The 22,008-nt window shown below is 40.6% G+C and carries 17 protein-coding genes; 16 read left to right on the top strand and 1 reads right to left on the bottom strand.

All coding sequences use genetic code 11. The annotated features are described in order from the left end of the window. The first annotated feature begins 176 nt into the window (after positions 1–176). From purE to purB, 6 genes are all read left to right on the top strand, one after another. A complete protein-coding gene (gene purE, locus ACAM22_RS09580; protein ID WP_101785690.1) occupies positions 177–668 on the top strand; it encodes a 5-(carboxyamino)imidazole ribonucleotide mutase in 492 nt (163 codons plus the stop codon). Further along, a complete protein-coding gene (gene purK, locus ACAM22_RS09575; protein WP_261053254.1) occupies positions 655–1,728 on the top strand; it encodes a 5-(carboxyamino)imidazole ribonucleotide synthase in 1,074 nt (357 codons plus the stop codon). Before purE ends, purK begins: the two co-directional genes overlap by 14 nt. Before the next feature lie 9 nt (positions 1,729–1,737). After that, on the top strand, positions 1,738–2,433 hold the full coding sequence (locus ACAM22_RS09570; RefSeq protein WP_261053252.1) for a hypothetical protein: 696 nt from the start codon (positions 1,738–1,740) through the stop codon (positions 2,431–2,433). A 25-nt stretch (positions 2,434–2,458) separates the two neighbouring features. Further along, on the top strand, positions 2,459–3,301 hold the full coding sequence (locus tag ACAM22_RS09565; RefSeq protein ID WP_261053251.1) for a hypothetical protein: 843 nt from the start codon (positions 2,459–2,461) through the stop codon (positions 3,299–3,301). Positions 3,302–3,317: 16 nt separating this feature from the next. Beyond that, a complete protein-coding gene (locus ACAM22_RS09560) occupies positions 3,318–3,545 on the top strand; it encodes a phosphoribosylaminoimidazole carboxylase (protein ID WP_261053249.1) in 228 nt (75 codons plus the stop codon). 63 nt (positions 3,546–3,608) lie between these two features. Beyond that, on the top strand, positions 3,609–4,904 hold the full coding sequence (gene purB / locus ACAM22_RS09555) for an adenylosuccinate lyase (protein WP_369606754.1): 1,296 nt from the start codon (positions 3,609–3,611) through the stop codon (positions 4,902–4,904). Positions 4,905–5,119: 215 nt separating this feature from the next. On the opposite strand, the gene ACAM22_RS09550 is transcribed toward purB, so the two are convergent. Beyond that, positions 5,120–5,836, bottom strand: coding sequence for a GntR family transcriptional regulator (locus tag ACAM22_RS09550; protein ID WP_369606753.1), 717 nt, complete (start codon positions 5,834–5,836; stop codon positions 5,120–5,122). Between the two features lie 319 nt (positions 5,837–6,155). Here ACAM22_RS09550 and ACAM22_RS09545 point away from each other — a divergent pair, with 319 nt between their 5' ends. From ACAM22_RS09545 to ACAM22_RS09500, 10 genes are all read left to right on the top strand, one after another. Further along, positions 6,156–7,943, top strand: a complete 1,788-nt coding sequence (locus ACAM22_RS09545) for a beta-galactosidase family protein (RefSeq protein ID WP_369606752.1) — start codon at positions 6,156–6,158, stop codon at positions 7,941–7,943. Further along, a complete protein-coding gene (locus ACAM22_RS09540; protein WP_369606751.1) occupies positions 7,940–8,416 on the top strand; it encodes a PTS sugar transporter subunit IIB in 477 nt (158 codons plus the stop codon). Before ACAM22_RS09545 ends, ACAM22_RS09540 begins: the two co-directional genes overlap by 4 nt. A 26-nt stretch (positions 8,417–8,442) precedes the next feature. Then, a complete protein-coding gene (locus ACAM22_RS09535; RefSeq protein WP_369606750.1) occupies positions 8,443–9,348 on the top strand; it encodes a PTS mannose/fructose/sorbose/N-acetylgalactosamine transporter subunit IIC in 906 nt (301 codons plus the stop codon). After that, positions 9,335–10,156, top strand: a complete 822-nt coding sequence (locus ACAM22_RS09530) for a PTS system mannose/fructose/sorbose family transporter subunit IID (protein ID WP_020902272.1) — start codon at positions 9,335–9,337, stop codon at positions 10,154–10,156. The genes ACAM22_RS09535 and ACAM22_RS09530 overlap by 14 nt, the downstream gene beginning before the upstream one ends. Before the next feature lie 3 nt (positions 10,157–10,159). Beyond that, positions 10,160–10,564 carry a PTS sugar transporter subunit IIA gene (locus ACAM22_RS09525; protein ID WP_369606749.1) on the top strand — a complete coding sequence of 135 codons (405 nt, stop codon included), beginning with the start codon at positions 10,160–10,162 and terminating at the stop codon, positions 10,562–10,564. A 99-nt stretch (positions 10,565–10,663) separates the two neighbouring features. Beyond that, complete coding sequence (locus tag ACAM22_RS09520) at positions 10,664–11,830, top strand: SIS domain-containing protein (RefSeq protein WP_369606748.1); 1,167 nt, start codon at positions 10,664–10,666, stop codon at positions 11,828–11,830. A gap of 314 nt (positions 11,831–12,144) precedes the next feature. Further along, positions 12,145–13,182 carry an aldose epimerase family protein gene (locus ACAM22_RS09515; RefSeq protein ID WP_261053236.1) on the top strand — a complete coding sequence of 346 codons (1,038 nt, stop codon included), beginning with the start codon at positions 12,145–12,147 and terminating at the stop codon, positions 13,180–13,182. Between the two features lie 127 nt (positions 13,183–13,309). Further along, positions 13,310–14,506, top strand: coding sequence for a CAP domain-containing protein (locus tag ACAM22_RS09510; RefSeq protein WP_261053234.1), 1,197 nt, complete (start codon positions 13,310–13,312; stop codon positions 14,504–14,506). A 461-nt stretch (positions 14,507–14,967) separates the two neighbouring features. Next, positions 14,968–19,392 (top strand): ZmpA/ZmpB/ZmpC family metallo-endopeptidase-related protein, encoded by a 4,425-nt coding sequence (locus ACAM22_RS09505; protein ID WP_369606747.1) that lies wholly within the window; start codon positions 14,968–14,970, stop codon positions 19,390–19,392. A gap of 33 nt (positions 19,393–19,425) precedes the next feature. Then, the gene (locus tag ACAM22_RS09500) at positions 19,426–21,675 is read left to right on the top strand and encodes a ZmpA/ZmpB/ZmpC family metallo-endopeptidase (protein ID WP_369607024.1); all 2,250 of its coding nucleotides are present in this window, start codon (positions 19,426–19,428) and stop codon (positions 21,673–21,675) included. The last annotated feature ends 333 nt before the right edge of the window (positions 21,676–22,008 follow it).

Below are 22,008 nucleotides of genomic sequence, written 5' to 3'. Positions count from 1 at the left end.
GGCGACGTAGTCGCCAAACACGATAATGGTCGCCGTGGTGAAAAGACCAGAACAGATTCTGTTCTGGTCGGGGGAAAATTTGAGACCTTAGGCTCAAAGTTTAGGAATGAAACCGAAGGTTTGCTTCCGTCCCCACCACCTAAGACCATTATCAAAAAAGAAGAAAAGGAAAAATTATGACTAAACCAATTATTTCCATCATCATGGGCTCCAAATCCGACTGGGCAACCATGCAAAAAACAGCTGAAGTCCTAGACCGCTTCGGCGTTGCTTACGAAAAGAAAGTTGTCTCTGCCCACCGCACACCAGATCTCATGTTCAAGCATGCAGAAGAGGCCCGTAGCCGTGGCATCAAGGTTATCATCGCAGGTGCAGGTGGCGCAGCTCACTTGCCGGGCATGGTAGCGGCAAAAACCACTCTTCCAGTCATCGGGGTACCTGTCAAATCACGTGCACTTAGTGGCGTGGACTCGCTCTACTCCATCGTACAGATGCCGGGTGGGGTGCCTGTTGCGACAATGGCTATCGGTGAAGCTGGTGCGACAAACGCAGCCCTCTTTGCCCTCCGTCTCCTTTCAGTAGAGGATCAGACTGTTGCGACAGCATTGGCAGATTTTGCAGAAGAACAAGGAAAAATCGCAGAGGAGTCTACAAATGAGCTCATCTAAAACAATCGGCATTATCGGTGGTGGTCAACTGGGTCAGATGATGGCCATTTCTGCTATCTATATGGGTCACAAGGTTATCGCGCTGGATCCTGTGGCGGATTGCCCGGCCTCTCGCGTTGCGGAAATCATCGTGGCTCCTTATGACGATGTGGATGCCCTTCGTCAGCTGGCGGACCGCTGTGATGTTCTCACTTATGAATTTGAAAATGTCGATGCTGACGGTTTGGATACTGTCATTAAGGATGGACAACTTCCTCAGGGGACAGACCTACTTCGCATTTCTCAAAATCGGATTTTTGAAAAGGACTTCCTCTTAAACAAGGCACAAGTCACTGTGGCTCCTTACAAGGTTGTGAATTCTAGTCAAGACTTGGCGGAGATTGACCTGTCCAAAAACTATGTCCTAAAGACTGCGACTGGTGGCTACGATGGGCATGGGCAAAAGGTCATTCGTTCAGAAGCAGACTTGGAAGAAGCCTATGAACTAGCAGACTCAGCAGACTGCGTTTTGGAAGAATTTGTCAACTTCGACCTTGAAATTTCTGTTATTGTATCAGGAAATGGCAAGGATGTGATAGTTTTCCCAGTTCAGGAAAATATCCACCGAAACAACATTCTTTCAAAAACCATTGTGCCAGCCCGTATTTCAGAAAGTTTAGCTGAAAAAGCTAAAGCCATGGCAGTACGAATTGCTGAACAGCTGAACTTGTCTGGCACCCTTTGCGTGGAAATGTTTGCGACGGCTGATAACATCATTGTCAATGAGATTGCTCCACGTCCACATAACTCAGGCCATTACTCTATCGAAGCCTGTGATTTTTCTCAGTTTGACACGCATATTTTGGGTGTTCTAGGAGCACCATTGCCAGCTATCAAATTGCATGCTCCTGCTGTTATGCTCAATGTTCTCGGTCAGCATATCGAGGTCGCTGAAAAATATGTCACAGAAAATCCAAGCGCCCACCTCCACATGTATGGTAAAATAGAAGCGAAGCACAACCGCAAGATGGGGCATGTGACTTTGTTTAGTGATGTGCCAGATGAAGTTGGAGAATTTTAAGGAGCTATTATGCCATTACCGAAAAGTATTCAAGAAGAAATTCAAAAATATTGTGAAAGTCATCTACCTAAAGAAGATTGGTATGAAGAAGAATTTGATTTTATAAAAGACTTTGATTTAAAAAAACGGATTATAGAGGAATTTCAATCTGTTAGATACGCTTATAAATTATATGAGGGACTAAAAGCAACTGATGTACATTTAAGATTTCAAATTAGGAGTCAAATTATTTCTTATGCATCAATCTATGAAGCGGTGCTAGAGTATGTTTTAAATACCTACTATTCAGACACTCCTGAGTATGAAGAACTAACTCATCAAGATAATGTGCCTATTAAGATATGTATCCCACAAAACATGAGGTTGAAATTACAAGCTGAACTATCTCATGACGGTAAAGAAATACACACGGTATATTACACGAGAAAGAAAAAACAAAAGACTTCGATTCGATTTGATGATAAATGTAGAACAGCTGAGAAATTGAATTTAATTGGTAAAATTTATAGTAAGGATAGTGTAAAAGATTTGCCAGCAGAAATAATTGAGATTTATAGTGATAGAAATGGAATTCACTTGATTGCTGAACAAAGGAAAGAAATTAAATATGAGTTAGAGCTTGGCAAATTAGCGTATAGACGTCTTAAGCCTTTTATTGAGCAAATAAAAAATAGGTTAAAGATAGATGGAAAGTATTATCAGTAAAAGAATCGAAAGGATGGGATAGATCGTGGTTGAACGAGCATATAGTTTAGAATTGAGTGAGACTATTAGTGCACTTGAGGCGCAGAAATATTCCCTTGAAGGAAGATTGAACTCTGAAAAACAATTTAGGTGTATTGATAATAATTGTGAAATTCCTTTAACATGTACAAACTGGAAAAGGAGAAGTGGGAAAAGGTTTTATTTTAAACCATCTCATAACGACGAACTACATGTTGAAGGCTGTACTTGCATATCGCCACAAGAAGTTAAGGAACAGGTGAATAAGGAAGTTTTTGTGGCTAAAGGAATAATTTCAGATAGTGGAATAATATCAGTTAAGAAGTCATTGAGTAAAGCAAAGGTAAATGGGGGAAAAAGTGTTGCTTCACTTGATACTGCCGAACATTCGACAACTTCCTCTGGAACAAATATTCATAGAAATCAAGTTCAAGATAGACAACTTTCTGCTGTGGCTACATTTGTAGAACTTTATAAAGATCCTCAAATTGATAATAATGTAAGAAATATCAGAATAGAAGGTGAGTTGCTTTCCCTTAATGAGTATTTTGTGGATACTACAGGACAAATTGTGGAAGATAAACAGAGAATATTTTATGGTCAAGCATTGGTTTCTATTGCAGATTTCAATTCTGATATGCTTCAAATAGAGTTTATAGGCTCCGATTATCCGAAGGTATACTCAAGTGTAGAGAGAATTAAAGAACGTTCTAACACGAAAAATATTGCTGATTTAATAGGTGAAAATCCAGAATATATTTATTTTAGGGGTAAACTGGATAGCCAGAATAATAAGTTCAAATCTTTTGATGATAAGTTTTATAAGGATTTGTATTCACCAAAAGAATAAGGTTTAGGAGAAATCTATGATTCAAATCATCATTAATGCATTTGTTGAAAAGGCTGAGACTGGAGCAGTCGTGGAAGTCTTGTATGCTAGTGCTGACCAAGATAAGGTACAAGCTAAATATGACGAGCTAATTGCTCAATATCCTGAAAACTATTTAGCAATTTATGATTTACCATTGGATACCGATCTCAATGAATTACAACACTATCCATCTGTGTTTATTGGGAAAGAGGAGTTTGAATAGGAATCTTGTTTTGCTTAGATAGATTATTCCCAACAGCTTAAGAAGAAAGGAAAAATTAACAACATGATCAACCGTTACTCTCGCCCTGAGATGGCGAACATTTGGAGTGAAGAAAATAAATACCGTGCTTGGCTTGAGGTGGAAATCTTGGCTGACGAGGCATGGGCTGAGTTGGGGGAAATCCCTAAGGAAGATGTAGCTTTGATTCGTGAGAAAGCGGACTTTGACATCGACCGTATTTTGGAGATTGAGCAGGAGACGCGCCACGATGTGGTGGCTTTCACGCGTGCGGTTTCTGAGACGCTTGGCGAAGAGCGTAAGTGGGTCCACTATGGTTTGACGTCTACCGACGTGGTGGATACGGCCTACGGTTACCTCTACAAGCAGGCCAACGACATTATCCGTCGTGACCTTGAAAACTTCACCAATATCATCGCTGACAAGGCTAAGGAGCACAAGTTCACTATCATGATGGGGCGTACCCATGGTGTGCACGCTGAGCCGACAACTTTTGGTCTTAAATTGGCTACTTGGTACAGCGAAATGAAGCGCAATATCGAGCGTTTCGAGCATGCGGCTGCTGGTGTGGAAGCTGGCAAAATCTCTGGTGCGGTTGGAAACTTTGCCAACATTCCACCATTTGTAGAGCAATACGTCTGCGACAAGTTGGGTATCCGTGCTCAAGAAATCTCTACACAGGTCCTTCCTCGTGACCTCCACGCTGAGTATTTTGCAGTTCTTGCCAGCATCGCGACTTCCATCGAGCGCATGGCAACGGAAATTCGTGGTCTGCAAAAATCTGAGCAACGCGAAGTAGAAGAGTTCTTTGCCAAAGGTCAAAAAGGTTCATCAGCTATGCCTCACAAACGCAACCCTATCGGTTCTGAGAACATGACAGGTCTTGCGCGTGTTATCCGTGGTCACATGCTTACAGCCTATGAGAACGTCGCTCTCTGGCACGAACGTGACATTTCACACTCATCAGCTGAGCGTATCATCACACCAGATACAACCATTTTGATTGACTACATGCTCAACCGTTTCGGAAACATCGTTAAGAACTTGATAGTCTTCCCAGAAAATATGATCCGCAACATGAACTCTACATTTGGTTTGATCTTCAGCCAACGTGCCATGTTGACCTTGATTGAAAAAGGCATGACTCGTGAGCAAGCCTATGATTTGGTACAACCCAAAACAGCCTACTCGTGGGACAATCAAGTAGACTTTAAACCACTTCTAGAAGCAGACTCAGAAGTAACATCACGCCTCTCTCAAGAAGAAATCGATGAGATCTTTAACCCAGTTTATTACACTAAACGAGTGGATGATATCTTTGAACGTCTTGGTTTAGGATAATTAAAATAAAATCGAAGTTCTATTACTCTATTCACTGGAGTAGAAGAACTTCGGTTTTTCTTGTTTATTAAAGGTCTTTTGCTAAAAAGATTCCCAATATTTTAGTAAAATTTCAACTAATTTAATCGATCTTCATTGACATATAGAAAATACAGTTTTGATGGGATATAATAATCATAGAAAAAAGCCCAAGCGATTAGGCTTAGGCTTTCTTCTTAGTGATCACGGTCACATGAAATGAATTTGATTTTGTAGTAATCCGCTCGTTTATAAGTTTCGCTGTAAGCGAGAACCTGACCAGTAGACTCTAATTTAGTAGTTTTGGTTTGTAAAACGCTAGGGAATTGTTCATCGACTCCGAGGACTGAAGCCGCATGTTCTGGAGTTGGAAATGCTATTTCATTGATTTCTTCAAAATGTTCATCATTCATGTGGATGTGATAATCCAATTTGAAACGGTTATAGATAGAGCTATAATATTCAAGATTTGGATAATTTGCGTTGATGTATTGTTCTGGAATATAAGATGTGTGATAGATGTATACGACACCATTTGTTTCGCGTACACGTTCAATCTTGTAGTAGAATTGGTTACCGCGTAGTCCAAGTTTTTCTAAGTAGCTTAGTTTGTTTCCACGCTCAATAGAAAGGACGGTCACTTTATCATCTTTAGTTTCAAAAACTTCTACATCAGAAAACTCTACGAGTTTGTGTTTGCGTGCGCGTGAAACGAATGTACCCTTTCCTTGTTGGCGGACAATATAGCCATCTTTGGCAAGGTCGTTTAAGGCGTGGACAACTGTGATAGAACTTACATCATACATAGCGATCAATTCAGCTTCAGTGTAAAATTTATCTCCACTAGCGAATTGGCCAGAAATGATTTTGTTCTTTAATTCATCTTTTATATATTGATACTTTGGAATTGCCATAATTTCACCTCGATTTTCCTTCTCCGTTAAAGATTTTACCATAAAACCGGAAAGAATAGTAGTCTTTTGAATAAAAAAATTAGAATAATAGGCTATAAGGTTAATTTACATAAAAAATAGGAGATTTTATACATTTTTATACATGCCATCTGTTTGAAGCTATATGTCTGTAAATTCTATATCTTTATAAGTTTTTTGTGTAAAAGTTGGGGGAAAATGAAAAAAATTGTGAAAAGCTATTGACAAATGTGGTATATTGAGTTATATTCAATATATCAACAAATGAAAGCGTAAACTTTAGTTGTCAGAAGGTAAGAATATGACACGATTTGAGATACGAGATGATTTCTATCTCGATGGAAAATCATTTAAGATTTTATCTGGCGCCATTCATTATTTTAGGGTTCCTCCAGAAGATTGGTATCATTCGCTCTATAACTTGAAGGCTCTTGGTTTTAATACGGTAGAGACTTATGTTGCTTGGAATTTACACGAGCCTCGTGAGGGTGAGTTTCATTTTGAAGGAGCTCTGGATTTGGAGCGATTTCTACAGACAGCGCAAGATTTGGGTCTCTACGCTATCGTTCGTCCGTCACCCTTCATCTGTGCGGAGTGGGAATTCGGTGGCTTACCAGCTTGGCTCTTAACCAAAGACATGAGGATTCGTTCCTCAGATCCTGCTTATATTGAAGCTGTTGGTCGCTACTATGACCAGCTCTTGTCACGATTGGTTCCACATTTGTTGGACAATGGTGGCAATATCCTCATGATGCAGGTTGAAAATGAGTATGGTTCTTATGGAGAAGATAAGGCTTATCTGAGAGCAATTCGACAGCTAATGGAAGAGCGTGGCATAACCTGTCCTCTCTTTACATCAGATGGTCCATGGCGAGCTACTCTGAAAGCTGGAACCTTAATCGAAGATAACCTCTTTGTGACAGGGAACTTTGGTTCTAAGGCACCTTATAACTTTTCACAGATGCAGGAATTCTTTGATGAACATGGCAAAAAATGGCCACTCATGTGTATGGAGTTCTGGGATGGCTGGTTCAATCGTTGGAAAGAACCGATTATCACACGGGATCCAAAAGAATTAGCAGATGCAGTTCGAGAAGTTTTGGAGCAAGGCTCTATCAATCTTTACATGTTCCACGGTGGTACAAACTTTGGATTCATGAATGGTTGCTCGGCTCGAGGGACTTTGGACCTGCCACAAGTTACATCTTATGATTACGATGCCCTTCTAGATGAGGAAGGAAATCCAACTGCCAAATATCTGGCAGTCAAGAAGATGATGGCAACACATTTCCCAGAGTATCCGCAGTTGGAACCCCTCTACAAAGAGAGTATGGAGTTGGACGCGATTCCACTAGTTGAAAAAGTTTCTTTGTTTGAAACCTTAGATAGCTTGTCAAGTCCAGTAGAAAGCCTCTATCCTAAAAAGATGGAGGAGCTGGGACAAAGCTATGGCTATCTACTCTATCGAACAGAGACAAGCTGGGATGCAGAAGAAGAAAGACTTCGTATCATTGATGGTCGAGATAGGGCCCAGCTGTATGTCGATGGTCAGTGGGTTAAAACCCAATATCAGACAGAGATTGGGGAAGATATTTTTTATCAAGGTGAAAAGAAAGCGCTATCTAGATTGGATATCTTGGTAGAAAATATGGGGCGTGTCAACTATGGACACAAGTTCTTAGCGGATACGCAACGTAAGGGAATTCGGACAGGAGTTTGTAAGGATTTGCACTTCTTACTAAACTGGAAACACTATCCACTCCCACTAGACAATCCTGAGAAAATTGATTTTTCAAAAGAATGGACAGAAGGACAACCAGCCTTTTACGCTTATGACTTTACAGTCCAAGAGCCAAAAGATACCTACCTAGACTTGTCTGAGTTTGGTAAGGGAGTTGCCTTTGTCAATGGGCAGAATCTAGGACGTTTTTGGAATGTCGGCCCGACCCTCTCACTTTATATCCCTCATAGCTATCTCAAGGAAGGTGATAACCGCATCATCATCTTTGAAACAGAGGGCCAATATAGAGAAGAGATTTATTTAACTCGTAAACCTACACTAAAACACATAAAGGGGGAAAACTTATGACAATTGTAGGATGCCGTATCGATGGACGTTTAATCCACGGACAAGTAGCCAATCTTTGGGCTGGAAAACTAAATGTTTCACGTATTATGGTTGTAGATGACGAAGTTGTCAACAACGACGTTGAAAAGAGTGGTTTGAAACTTGCGACACCACCAGGTGTGAAATTGAGTATTTTGCCAATTGAAAAAGCGGCAGCCAATATTCTTGCTGGTAAATATGATAGCCAACGTCTCTTTATCGTGGCTCGTAGGCCAGACCGCTTCCTTGGTTTGGTAGAAGCAGGTGTACCAATTGAAACTCTCAATGTTGGGAATATGTCTCAAACACCAGAAACTCGTGCTATCACACGTTCTATCAACGTAGTAGACAAGGATGTGGACGACTTCCACAAACTGGCAGAAAAAGGTGTTAAACTTACTGCTCAAATGGTTCCAAATGATCCAATTTCAGACTTTTTGAGCTTATTAAAATAGGAAAAAATTTTTAGGAGGTCATTGTTATGATACAATGGTGGCAAATTTTACTTCTCACTTTGTACTCAGCTTATCAAATCTGTGATGAGTTGACGATCGTTTCATCTGCAGGTTCCCCTGTATTTGCTGGTTTCATTACTGGTTTAATCATGGGAGATGTGACTACTGGTCTGCTTATCGGTGGTAACTTGCAATTGTTCGTTCTTGGGGTTGGTACCTTCGGTGGTGCTTCTCGTATCGACGCAACTTCTGGTGCGGTTCTTGCGACAGCTTTCTCTGTTTCACAAGGAATTGATACAGCGCTTGCGATTACAACAATCGCTGTGCCAGTAGCAACTCTCTTGACTTACTTCGACGTTCTTGGACGTATGACAACTACTTTCTTTGCTCACCGTGTGGATGCTGCAATCGAACGCTTTGACTATAAAGGTATTGAACGCAACTACTTGCTTGGTGCGATTCCTTGGGCTCTATCTCGTGCCCTTCCAGTCTTCTTTGCCCTTGCTTTTGGTGGTGCCTTCGTACAATCAGTAGTAGACTTCGTTGAAGCCTACAAATGGGTTGCAGATGGCTTGACACTTGCAGGACGTATGCTTCCAGGTCTTGGATTTGCAATCTTGCTTCGTTACCTTCCAGTTAAACGTAACCTTCACTACCTTGCTATGGGATTTGGTTTGACAGCTATGTTGACTGTTCTTTACTCATATGTAACAGGTCTTGGTGGCGCTGTTGCAGGTATTATCGGTACTCTACCTAAAGATGTTGCTGAAAAAATTGGTTTCGTGAACAACTTCAAAGGATTGTCTATGATTGGTATCTCTATCGTAGGTATCTTCCTAGCAGTGCTTCACTTCAAAAATAGCCAAAAAGTAGCTGTAGCAGCACCTTCTACACCATCAGAAAGTGGGGAAATCGAAGATGACGAATTCTAATTACAAACTTACAAAAGAAGATTTTAATCAAATCAACAAACGTAGCTTGTTTACTTTCCAATTGGGTTGGAACTACGAACGTATGCAAGCTTCTGGTTACCTTTACATGATCCTGCCTCAGTTGCGTAAAATGTATGGGGATGGCACTCCTGAATTGAAAGAAATGATGAAAGTTCATACTCAATTCTTCAATACTTCACCATTCTTCCATACCATTATCGCTGGTTTTGACCTTGCCATGGAAGAAAAAGATGGTGTGGGTGCAAAAGACGCCGTTAACGGTATCAAGACAGGTTTGATGGGACCATTCGCTCCTCTTGGGGATACAATCTTTGGTTCACTTGTACCTGCTATCATGGGATCTATCGCGGCAACTATGGCTATCGCTGGCCAACCTTGGGGTATCTTCCTTTGGATTGCAGTTGCAGTAGCGTATGACATCTTCCGTTGGAAACAGTTGGAATTTGCCTATAAAGAAGGGGTTAACCTTATCAACAACATGCAAAGTACATTGACAGCTTTGATTGACGCTGCATCTGTACTTGGTGTCTTCATGATGGGTGCTCTTGTAGCCACAATGATCAACTTTGAAATTTCTTATAAATTGCCAATCGGTGAAAAGATGATTGATTTCCAAGACATCTTGAACTCAATCTTCCCACGCTTGCTTCCAGCAATCTTTACTGCTTTTATCTTCTGGTTGCTTGGTAAGAAAGGTATGACTTCTACAAAAGCAATTGGTATCATCATTGCTCTTGCATTAGGTCTTTCATTCATCGGTAAATTCTTACTTGGAATGGGCGCATAATCTATGGCTAAATCATTAATTTTGGTGAGTCATGGTCGCTTCTGTGAAGAACTTAAAGGTAGCACTGAAATGATCATGGGTCCACAAGACAACATTTACACAGTGGCTCTTCTTCCAGAAGATGGCCCAGAAGAATTTACTGCAAAATTTGAAGCTGCTATTGAAGGTTTGGATGATTTCCTAGTCTTTGCGGATCTTCTCGGTGGAACACCATGTAACGTGGTGAGTCGCTTGATCATGGAAGGTCGTGACATCGAACTTTATGCAGGGATGAATCTTCCAATGGTGATTGAATTTATCAATGCGAGCCTTACAGGTGCAGATGCGGACTACAAGAGCCGTGCTGCAGAAAGCATTGTGAAAGTTAATGACCTGTTAGCTGGCTTCGATGATGACGAAGATGAATAAGATGTGACGACGTGAAAATTGTTAGAACATATTTCATAGAATATACATGGGAATGGGGCTTACTCCCATTCCCATATTTAATAGAAAAAGAGGAATTCAATGCTACATTATACAAAAGAAGACTTGATTGAATTGGGTGCAGAAATCACTACACGTGAAATCTACCAACAGCCTGATGTATGGAAAGAAGCTTTTGAGTCTTATCAAGCAAAGCGCGAAGAAATTGCAGCCTTTCTACAAGGAATTGCTGATAAACATGACTATATCAAGATTATCTTGACAGGTGCTGGGACTTCTGCTTATGTGGGAGATACCTTGGTACCTTACTTTAAGGAAGTCTATGACGAACGCAAATGGAATTTCAATGCCATTGCGACCACAGATATCGTTGCCAATCCAGAAACTTATTTGAAAAAAGATGTGGCAACTGTCCTAGTATCTTTTGCTCGTAGTGGTAACTCGCCTGAAAGTGTGGCGACTGTTGATTTGGCCAAATCCTTGGTGGATGAGCTTTACCAAGTGACGATTACTTGTGCAGCGGATGGTGAGTTGGCTCTTCAAGCCCATGGCGATGACCGCAATCTTTTGCTTTTGCAACCAGCAGCCTCTAATGATGCTGGCTTTGCCATGACTTCAAGCTTTACGTCTATGATGTTGACAGCTCTCTTGGTCTTTGATCCTACAGAATTTGCTGTGAAAGCTGAACGTTTTGAAGTTGTATCTAGTCTTGCCCGTAAAGTTCTAGACAATGCAGAAGATGTCAAAGAGCTTGTTGACCTAGACTTTAACCGTGTTATCTACCTAGGTGCTGGTCCTTTCTTTGGACTTGCTCATGAAGCTCAGCTCAAGATTTTGGAATTAACAGCTGGTCAAGTTGCGACCATGTATGAAAGCCCAGTTGGCTTCCGTCACGGTCCAAAATCTCTTATCAACGAAGATACGGTTGTTTTGGTCTTTGGTACAACGACAGACTACACTCGTAAGTACGACTTGGACTTGGTTCGTGAAGTTGCTGGTGACCAGATTGCTCGTCGTGTTGTGCTTTTGAGTGATCAAGTCTCTGGTCTTGAAAATGTCAAAGAAGTAGCCCTTGGTTGTGGCGGTGTCTTGAATGATATTTACCGTGTCTTCCCTTACATTGTTTATGCCCAACTCTTTGCCCTATTGACTTCACTCAAGGTAGAAAATAAACCAGATACACCGTCTCCTACAGGTACAGTAAACCGTGTGGTACAAGGTGTTATCATCCACGAATATCAAAAGTAAGACTCTTCGAAAATCTCTTTAAACCATACTAGTGTCGCCTTGCCGTAGGTATATGTTACTGACTTCGTCAGTCTTATCCGGCAACCTCAAAACACTGTTTTGAGCTGACTTCGTCAGTTCTATCTGCAACCGCAAAGCAGTGCTTTGAGCAGCCTGCGGCTAGCTTCCTAGTTTGCTCTTTGATTTTCATTGAGTATAAGGTAGTGTTTATGAATTCTTGACAAGAGGATTTGTAAATTATCAGATAAACCATAGATTGTCAGTAGGCTTTCTATGGTTTGTTTGCTTGAGAGAAATAGTAAAAGGAGAAGAGAATGAAAGCATACACAGAGCGTGTATTTGGAAATGTTGAGGGCAAGGATGTCTTGGCCTATCGTTTTGAGACGGACGGTGGCTACCAACTTGAGGTTATGACTTATGGTGCGACCATCTTGCGCTATATCACACCTGACAAGGATGGAACTTTTGCCAATGTTATCTTGGGATTTGATGACTTTGCTAGCTATGTAGGCAATAGTCCTAAGCATGGAGCAAGTGTAGGTCCTGTGGCGGGACGTATTGCAGGTGCGACCTTTGAGCTGAATAGCAAGACCTATCATCTGGAAGTCAACAATGCTAGCAATTGTAACCACAGTGGTTCAACTGGTTGGGATTCCAGCTTGTTTGAATTGGTTGAAGTGAGTGACCATGGCCTGACCCTCTACACAGAGCGTACAGATGGGACAGGAGGATTCCCTGGTAATCTCAAGATTTGGATTAGCTATCACTTTGAAGAAACTGGTGCCTATGAAATTAGCTACAAGGTAACGACCGATCAGGATACGCTGGTCAATCCAACCAACCACAGCTATTTCAACTTGTCTGGTGATTTCACGCAGACGATTGACCGTCATGTCTTCCAGCTAAACACAGAGGGAATTTATCCAATCGCTCCTGACGGTGTTCCTGCAAAAACTCCAGACGCCAATCGTGATGTGGTCAAACACATCTACAATGGTGCCTTGTTGAAGGATATCCTTGCAGAAGAAGATGAGCAAATCCAGCTGGTGTCTGGTTTGGACCATCCATTTGCCCTTCCTGCAGGTCATGACAATGCTGGTTTCCTTTATGACCAAAACTCAGGTCGCTTCCTGCTTTTCAAGACAGAAGCTCCTTGCTTTGTGGTCTACACAGCAAACTTTGTGGATGAGAGTGTCATCATAGGAGGTCATCCAATGGTACAGCACAATGGGATTGCCCTTGAAGCGCAAGCGTTGCCAGATGCCATTCACAGTGACCTTAAAGACCAAGTCATTCTCAAAGCCGGTCAAACCTTCACAAGTAAGACACGTTATGAGCTTGTTGTGAAATAAGAGGATAGAATTTCTACTTTTGGGGTGAATAGTATTTGCCTTATAACATTAGTAGAAATGGGCAAAGAATAGGAAAATATGATATAATTTAATATTGAAAATACCTGTCCTATCTAAAGGATAAAAGATGAAGAAAATTGTATTTGCTAGTGCCTTGGCCTTTACCTTGGCTGGAGCAGTTTTGACAAATGATGTTTTTGCGAATGACAGACTGGTGGCAACACAATCTGTTAATGGTAAAAATGAAAATGTATTGACCTCAGAGGTGCTAAAACCTGCTAGTGGCAATGTTTTGGTTGGAATCAAGGGAGAATTTTTAACTCCAAATAAACAATCTATTTTGGACGCGATTAATAAGATTCGTAAGGAAGCGGCTGATGAAGGTTTGGTAGATAAGTATGTCCCTATTAAATGGTCTACTGATCTTGAGAAAACTGCTTTTGTACGAGCTACTGAGGTGTCAGTAGCTTTAAAACCTGAGCGTCTTTCTACGAAAGAAATCTGGACTGCTTTTCCATCTAGCAATAGTATAAGAGGAGAAGCTTTAGATGTGAACTATGAAGGTTTTCTAAAAGCAATTGAAAACTGGCATGCTGAGAAGGCGAATTATGTAGCGAAAAAGAAGGGTGGAACCTCTAAAGAATTTACAGGTTATTATGAGGTTTTGATTAATCCTAAATTTACATATGTGGGTCTTGCAGCTTTTAAAAACGCAGCCAGCTCTCAGCAAGTAGCAACGATTTCTCTAGCTTTAGGTGATGATGCTTCTTCAGAAGAATTGGCTGGTGGATATGGTTCTGCTATTCAGTATACAGAAGTAACTGCATCAAACCTTTCAACCGTTAAAAGTAAAGCTACAGTTGTAGAAAAATCGTTGAAAGATTTTAGAACATCTACATCTAGTCAGTCTGGCTGGGTGCAATCTAATGGTAAATGGTATTTTTACGAGTCTGGTGATGTGAAGACAGGCTGGGTGAAAACGGGTGGCAAATGGTACTACTTGAATGATTTAGGTGTCATGCAGACTGGATTTGTAGAAGTTGATGGTGCATGGTATTTCCTTGATAGTTCAGGCGCGATGTTTACAGGCTGGGGAACAGATGGTAGCAGATGGTTCTACTTTGATGGCTCAGGAGCTATGAAGACAGGCTGGTACAAGGAAAATGGTACTTGGTATTATCTGGATCAATCAGGTGTCATGAAGACAGGTTGGTTTAAAGTAGGCAAGTACTGGTACTATGCATATGGTTCAGGAGCTTTGGCAGTCAGCACAACAACACCAGATGGTTACCGTGTAAATGGTAATGGTGAATGGGTTAACTAGGCTGAAAATAGCAAGTCATAGGTAAAGTATTCATCTTACTTAGCAAAAAGAATGAACGATAAGAAAGAGGTTGATGGCAAACATTGGCCTCTTTTGGTTTATAAAGATTGGATTCTTTGTCGCTTCAATTTCAGACTTTTCTATTATGAGCTAATATTTTATAGTATATTAAGAGTATAATCGGTAATCTAATTAAAAAATACTGTAATTAGTTTGAAACTCCTCACTTATTTGTCTAGATTTTGTTTCCGTTTTCTATTGTTGCAGTTCACTGTATTCTTCTATAAAATTGCAGTATATTTTTAAGTATATTTCAATAGAAATTTCTATCGATTTATTGTATAATGATAAGCAATTATTGAAAAGTACTCAGAAAATTCAATACTATATTATTCTTGTGTTTATACTTTTATGCCACAAAATACAGATTGATATAAAGAATATAGAAAAGCGAGGTTAATATGAGCCGAAAAAATATTGGTGAGAAACGCCAGAGTTTCTCGATGAGAAAGTTGTCAGTGGGATTGGTATCAGTTACTGTAGCTAGTTTCTTTTTGATGAGTCAAGGGATTCAATCGGTATCAGCCGATCATATGGAAAGTCCAATTCATTATAAGTATATGACTGAGGGTGAATTGACAGACGAGGAAAAATCCTTGCTGGTAGAGGCCCTTCCACAACTGGCTGAAGAATCAGATGATACTTATTACTTGGTTTATAGACCTCAGCAGTTTTTACCGAATACAGGTTTTAACCCAACTGTTGGTACTTTCCTTTTTACTGCAGGCTTGAGCTTGTTAGTTTTATTGGTTTCTAAAAGGAAAAATGGGAAGAAACAATTTGTTCATTTTCTGCTGTTAACTAGCATGGGAGTTCAATTGTTGCCGGCCAGTGCTTTTGGATTGACCAGCCAAATTTTATCTGCCTATAATAGTCAATTTGCTATCGGAGTCGGGGAACATTTGCCAGAGCCTCTGAAAATCGAAGGTTATCAATACATTGGTTATATCAAGACTAATAAACAGGATAATGCAGGGATTTCAAGGACAGTCGATGGGAAATACTCTGCTCGAAGTGATAGTCAACCAGACTCTACAAAAATATCAGATGTAGTTCATTCAGCTGATTTAGAATGGAACCAAGGAGGGGGGAAGGTTAGTTTACAAGGTGAAACATCTGGGGATGATGGACTTTTAGAAAAATCTTCGATAGCAGCAGAAAATCCCTCTTCTAATGATTCACTCGCAAGTCAAGGGGAGCAGAATCCGGGTTACAAAGGAGAATCTGTAGTTCGACCAACATTGCCAGAACAAGAAAATCCTGTGTCTGCTACAACGGTGCAGAGTGCGGAAGAGGAAGTATTGGCGACGACAAACGATCGACCAGAATATAAACTTCCATTGGAAACCAAAGGCACGCAAGAACCGGGTCATGAGGGCGAAGCGGCAGTGCAACTGGAGTTGCCAGAGTACACTGACCCAGTAGCGACAAAAGGCACGCAAGAATCAGGTCGTGAAGGCGAAGCGACAGCGCAACCGGAGTTACCAGAGTATAAAGTTTCAGAAGAGAAAAAAGGCACACAAGAACCTGGACATGAAGGTGAAGCGGCAGTGCAACTGGAGTTGCCAGAGTACACTGATCCAGTAGCGACAAAAGGTACGCAAGAACGGGGTCATGAGGGCGAAGCGGTAGTGCAACCGGAGTTGCCAGAGTACACTGACCCAGTAGCGACAAAAGGCACGCAAGAATCAGGTCGTGAAGGCGAAGCGACAGCGCAACCGGAGTTACCAGAGTATAAAGTTTCAGAAGATAAAAAAGGCACACAAGAACCTGGACATGAAGGTGAAGCGACAGCGCAACCGGAGTTGCCAGAGTATAAAGTTTCAGAAGATAAAAAAGGCACACAAGAACCTGGACATGAAGGTGAAGCGGCAGTGCAACCGGAGTTGCCAGAGTACACTGATCCAGTAGCGACAAAAGGCACGCAAGAACCGGGTCATGAGGGCGAAGCTACAGTCCGTGAAGAATCTCCAGCTTACACAGAACCGTTAGCAACGAAAGGCACGCAAGAACCCGGACATGAGGGCGAAGCGGCAGTCCGCAAGGAAACTCCAGAATATACTAAACCACTAGAAACCAAAGGCACGCAAGAACCCGGACATGAAGGTGAAGCAGCAGTTCGCGAGGAAGAACCAGTCTACACAGAACCGTTAGCAACGAAAGGCACGCAAGAACCCGGACATGAGGGCGAAGCAGCAGTCCGCGAAGAGACTCCAGAGTACACTAATCCAGTAGCGACAAAAGGCACGCAAGAACCCGGACATGAAGGTGAAGCAGCAGTTCGCGAGGAAGAACCAGTCTACACAGAACCGTTAGCAACGAAAGGCACGCAAGAGCTCGGTCATGAGGGTGAAGCAGCAGTCCGCGAAGAGACTCCAGAGTACACTAATCTAGTAGCGACAAAAGGCACGCAAGAACCCGGACATGAAGGTGAAGCAGCAGTTCGCGAGGAAGAACCAGTCTACACAGAACCGTTAGCAACGAAAGGCACGCAAGAACCCGGACATGAGGGCGAAGCGGCAGTCCGCAAGGAAACTCCAGAATATACTAAACCACTAGAAACCAAAGGCACGCAAGAACTAGGTCATGAAGGCGAAGCGACAGCGCAACCGGAGTTACCAGAGTATAAAGTTTCAGAAGAGAAAAAAGGCACACAAGAACCGGGTCATGAAGGCGAAGCGGTAGTGCAACCGGAGTTGCCAGAGTACACTGACTCAGTAGCGACAATAGGTACGCAAGAACCCGGACACGAAGGAGAATCCGTAGTAACAGAGGAGCTTCCGGTTTTAGAAGTTACTACAAGAAATAGAACGGAAACAGAAAATATTCCTTATACAACAGAAGAAATTCAAGATGCAACACTTCTGAAAAATCGTCGTAGAACAGAACAACCAGGTCAAGCAGGAACGCGTACAATTCAATATGAAGACTACATCGTAAATGGTAATGTAGTAGAAACTAAAGAACTATCACGAACTGAAGTAGCTCCAGTAAAAGAAATCGTTAAAGTAGGAACACTAGTAAAAGTTAAACCTACAGTAGAAATTATAAACTTAACAAAAGCTGAGAACAAAAAATCTATAACTGTAAGCTATAACTTAACAGACACTACATCGGCGTATGTCTCTGCAAAAGCGCAAGTTTTCCATGAAGACGAGTTAGTCAAAGAGGTGGATATAGAGAATCCTGCCAAAGAGCAGGTGATATCAGGTTTAGATTACTACACACCTTACACACTAAAAACACGTTTAACTTATAATCTAGGCGAAAACGATGAACAAAGTACAGAAACATCAACTCAAGCTTTCCAACTAGATTATAAGAAAATAGAAATTAAAGATATCGATTCAGTAGAACTATACGGTAAAGAAAATGACCGTTATCGCAGATATTTAAGTCTAAGTGAAACACCGACTGATACGGCTAAATACTTTGTAAAAATAAAATCAGATAGATTCAAAGAAATGTATATACCTGTAAAATCTATTACAGAAAATACGGATGGAACTTATAAAGTGACGGCAGCTGTTGATCAACTTGTAGAAGAAGGTGCAGAAGGTTACAAAGAGGACTACACATTTAATGTAGCTAAAACTAAAGCGGAGCAACCAGGAGTATATACATCGTTCAAACAACTTGTAACAGCGATGAGAAGTAACTTAGCTGGTGTGTACAAATTAGCGGCAGATATGACAGCTGATGAGGTAGGATTACCAGAAGATCAATCAAGCTACATAACAGGAGAATTCACAGGAACGTTAGTAGGAGCAGAAGGAAGTAAAGCATATGCTATATACGACCTGAAAAAACCACTATTCGACACATTAAAAAATGCAACTGTAAAAGATTTAGATCTTAAAAATACACAAGTGGATAGCAAAGAAAATGCTGCAGCAGTAGCAAAAACAGCAAACAATGCTAATATCAGTAATGTAGCTGTAGAAGGTAAAGTATCAGGTAGAAAATCAGTTGCAGGATTAGTAGTAGATGCAACAAATACAAAAATAGAAAACAGTTCATTCAGTGGAAAACTAGTCGCCAACCACGCAGATAACAATGCAAATTACGCAGGAGGAATCGTCGGTAAATTAACTGGTGGAAATGCCAAAGTTGATAAATCGAAAGTAGATGCCGTAATCTCTACAGCAGCACGCAACAATAACCAGACAGCCGGAGGAATCGCAGGTAAATTAGAAAATAGAGCGTTAGTAACACGTTCTGTAACAACAGGTAAAATCCTAAATGGTCAAGGGTATCCAAGAGTCGGAGGAATAGTTGGGTCTACATATCCAAGAGGTCGTGTGGACAATGTAGTCAGCAATATGATTGTTGGTGATGGATATGCCACTACAGGAGACCAATTTGGTAGTGCAGATGTGAAGAATGTTATTACTTCTGTCGAAAACAAAAAACAAGATAACTTCGTTCGAAAAGTAACTAAAGCAGAAGCGGATGCTAAGATTGCTTCTTACGGAATCACAGTAACTCTTGACGATACTGGACAAGACCTAAAAGCAAACTCAAAAGAAATTGACTACACAACATTGAGCAAAGCTCAAGCAGAAAGAAGAGTAGCCTATAACAATATTGAAAAACTAATGCCATTTTATAACAAGGAATTAGTTGTTCACTATGGTAATAAAGTAGCTTCAACTGATAAACTTTATACTACAGAACTGTTAGACGTGGTGCCGATGAACGGAAATGAAGTAGTAACGGATATTAATAATAAGAAAAATTCAATCAATAGAGTTATGTTACACTACAAAGACAACACGGTAGAATACTTAGATGTAACATTCAAAGAAAACTTCGCAAACAGCTAAGTAGTCGAATACAATGTCGCAGACAAAGGATACATATTCACACCAGAAGCATTTGTTTCAGATTATACAGCGATAACGAATAATGTACTAAGCGAATTGCAGAATGTAACATTCAGCTCAGAAGCGACTAAGAAAGTACTAGGAGCGGCAGACGATGCAGCATTAGATAACTTATACTTAAATAGAGAATTTGAGGAAGTTAGAGCTAATATTGGAGAGCACTTAAGAAAAGTATTAGCGATGGATAAATCCATCAACACTACGGGAGATGGTGTAGTTGAGTATGTAAGTGAGAAAATCAAACATAACAAAGAAGCCTTCATGCTGGGGCTTACTTACATGAACCGTTGGTACAATATTAATTATGATAGTCTGAATACAAAAGATTTATCAGTGTACAAATTTGACTTTAACGGAAATAATGAAGCTTCAACGCTAGACACTATCATCGCTTTAGGAAATAGCGGACTAGAAAACCTACGAGGACCAAATACGACAGGTCTATATGCGAGCACGCTAGCACCACTTAAAGGAGAAGATTCAGTCTTCGACTTCGTAGAAGCCTATAGAAAACTATTCTTACCAAACAAAACCAATAACCAGTGGTTGAAAGACAATACCAAAGCCTACATAGTAGAAGCAAAATCAGATATAGCAGAAGTTCGTGAAAAACAAGAATCACCAACGGCTGATAAGAAATACTCAATAGGAGTATATGATAGAATATCAGCATCAAGTTGGGGCTATAAGAGTATGTTGCTGCCGCTATTAACGATGAAAGAAGAGAGTCTGTATGCAATATCTACGCTATCAACATTAGCCTTCGGTAGCTATGAACGTTATCGAGACAGAGGAGCTGATGGTGCTATTCTCTCAGGAGATGCCTTGAAACAATATGTTCGTGGAAAGGTAGACCAATCTGCAAAATGGCAGAGAGATCATTATGACATCTGGTATAAAGTCCTAGCGCCAGAATTTAAAGAAAGATTATACCGTGCAGTGCCGGTAACAGATGCATTTGAGGTAAAAGATACAAATGGTAGAGGCTACTGGGCAACATTATCAGACAAAAACATAGACTCTATCTATAGTTTCTTCGGGCCAGCAGGTAAATACCATACGCCAAGAAAGAATGCAGGAGCTTACGCAACAGGAGTAGAGGCCTACTTTGTAAGTGATAGATTGTTAGACCAATATGGAACATCGGTTTATAGTCATGAGATGGTGCACAACTCAGACGGAAAAGTCTACTTCGAAGGAAACGAGCGACGTGAAGGACTGGGAGCAGAACTATATGCACTAGGACTACTTCAATCAGCGGACAGTGTAGATAAAGATGCAATAGTATTAAACACAATCTTTAAAGGAGATAAAGACTCAAGAACTCGTCTACACACATACGATCCAACAGCAAGATTCACTTCTGAAGAAGAAATTCAACACTACTTACACGGAATGTATGATGTGCTATACACGCTTGATGCGATGGAAGCCAAGGCAGTATTAACTCAATCTGACACGGTTAAGAAACAATGGTTTAGAAAAATAGAGAACTATTATGTGCGTGATGATAGATATAACAAGGATACACACGCAGGAAACAAGGTTCGTCCATTAACCGATGAAGAAGTAGCAAGATTAAAAACGTTAGACTCATTAATCGAAAATGACATCATCAATAGACGTGCTTATCAAAATGAAGCTCAATACGGAAGAAACGGATATTACACAATAAGTATGTTCTCACCTATCTATGCAGGACTAAGCAATCCAAACGGTGCACCAGGGGATGTCATGTTCAGAAAAACAGCGTATGAATTATATGCTGAAAAAGGCTACCACAAAGGATTCCTACCATATGTTTCAAATCAGTATGCAGCAGATGCGCTTGCAGAAGGAAGTAAAACATATTCAAACTGGTATAAAAAAGATGTTGCTTTAGTCACAGATGATTTAGTATTGAAAAAAGTATTTGATAATCACTATCCAAACTGGGTAGAATTCAAAAAAGATATGTTTAATCAACGTATAAGTAAACAGGCAAACTTGAAGCCAATTACTATTCAATATGAACTCGATAAGCCGAACAGCACAAAAGAAGTAACCATTTCATCAGCACAAGAAATGCAAGCTTTAATTGATGCGGCAGTAGCGCACGATGTGAAAAACCTTAAACGTGCAACAGAAAATGTTCCGTCAAGTTGGGTTCATTTACTGAAACAGAAAATCTATAATGCCTACCTACGTAGCACAGATGATTTCAGAGAATCTATTTATAAATAAGATTGTAGAGTTTTATTGTTGAATAGTGTTTCTTGTAAGAATGAGGAGTAAGATGATAAATCTACTCCTTTTTCTTTCTTTATAAGTCCTCAGTTACTTTGCACAAGGCTTCTACATTTTTTTACCCAGCCCACATTTACCTACTCTATCTCTTAGAAAGTTTGCTTCATTAAGCAATTTTAAAGCATTTCGTAACTGGGATGGTTTTTGATACAAGAAGTACTAGTGTAGGAGAAAGTTTTTCTAAATGAGTAGGTGATGTCAATGATTTTTCTATTTATTTTCAGTCAAAGATGATACAATAGTAAGGTCGCAAACACTAGACTGCGTAGG

This window comes from Streptococcus sp. SN-1, from assembly GCF_041154385.1.
GTDB lineage: Bacteria > Bacillota > Bacilli > Lactobacillales > Streptococcaceae > Streptococcus > Streptococcus mitis_CT.
The sequence above is the reverse complement of the archived record's forward strand: the minus strand, read 5'-3'. Positions and strand labels throughout refer to the sequence as shown.

What these genes read in the sequence shown, in the direction of transcription:
- ACAM22_RS09550 (WP_369606753.1), bottom strand. Translation starts at nt 5,836, where the DNA reads ATGGCAATTCCAAAGTATCAATATATAAAAGATGAATTAAAGAACAAA.
- ACAM22_RS09515 (WP_261053236.1), top strand. Translation starts at nt 12,145, where the DNA reads ATGAAAGCATACACAGAGCGTGTATTTGGAAATGTTGAGGGCAAGGAT.
- purE (WP_101785690.1), top strand. Translation starts at nt 177, where the DNA reads ATGACTAAACCAATTATTTCCATCATCATGGGCTCCAAATCCGACTGG.
- ACAM22_RS09570 (WP_261053252.1), top strand. Translation starts at nt 1,738, where the DNA reads ATGCCATTACCGAAAAGTATTCAAGAAGAAATTCAAAAATATTGTGAA.
- ACAM22_RS09540 (WP_369606751.1), top strand. Translation starts at nt 7,940, where the DNA reads ATGACAATTGTAGGATGCCGTATCGATGGACGTTTAATCCACGGACAA.
- ACAM22_RS09560 (WP_261053249.1), top strand. Translation starts at nt 3,318, where the DNA reads ATGATTCAAATCATCATTAATGCATTTGTTGAAAAGGCTGAGACTGGA.
- ACAM22_RS09535 (WP_369606750.1), top strand. Translation starts at nt 8,443, where the DNA reads ATGATACAATGGTGGCAAATTTTACTTCTCACTTTGTACTCAGCTTAT.
- ACAM22_RS09530 (WP_020902272.1), top strand. Translation starts at nt 9,335, where the DNA reads ATGACGAATTCTAATTACAAACTTACAAAAGAAGATTTTAATCAAATC.
- ACAM22_RS09505 (WP_369606747.1), top strand. Translation starts at nt 14,968, where the DNA reads ATGAGCCGAAAAAATATTGGTGAGAAACGCCAGAGTTTCTCGATGAGA.
- ACAM22_RS09525 (WP_369606749.1), top strand. Translation starts at nt 10,160, where the DNA reads ATGGCTAAATCATTAATTTTGGTGAGTCATGGTCGCTTCTGTGAAGAA.
- ACAM22_RS09510 (WP_261053234.1), top strand. Translation starts at nt 13,310, where the DNA reads ATGAAGAAAATTGTATTTGCTAGTGCCTTGGCCTTTACCTTGGCTGGA.
- ACAM22_RS09520 (WP_369606748.1), top strand. Translation starts at nt 10,664, where the DNA reads ATGCTACATTATACAAAAGAAGACTTGATTGAATTGGGTGCAGAAATC.
- purK (WP_261053254.1), top strand. Translation starts at nt 655, where the DNA reads ATGAGCTCATCTAAAACAATCGGCATTATCGGTGGTGGTCAACTGGGT.
- purB (WP_369606754.1), top strand. Translation starts at nt 3,609, where the DNA reads ATGATCAACCGTTACTCTCGCCCTGAGATGGCGAACATTTGGAGTGAA.
- ACAM22_RS09545 (WP_369606752.1), top strand. Translation starts at nt 6,156, where the DNA reads ATGACACGATTTGAGATACGAGATGATTTCTATCTCGATGGAAAATCA.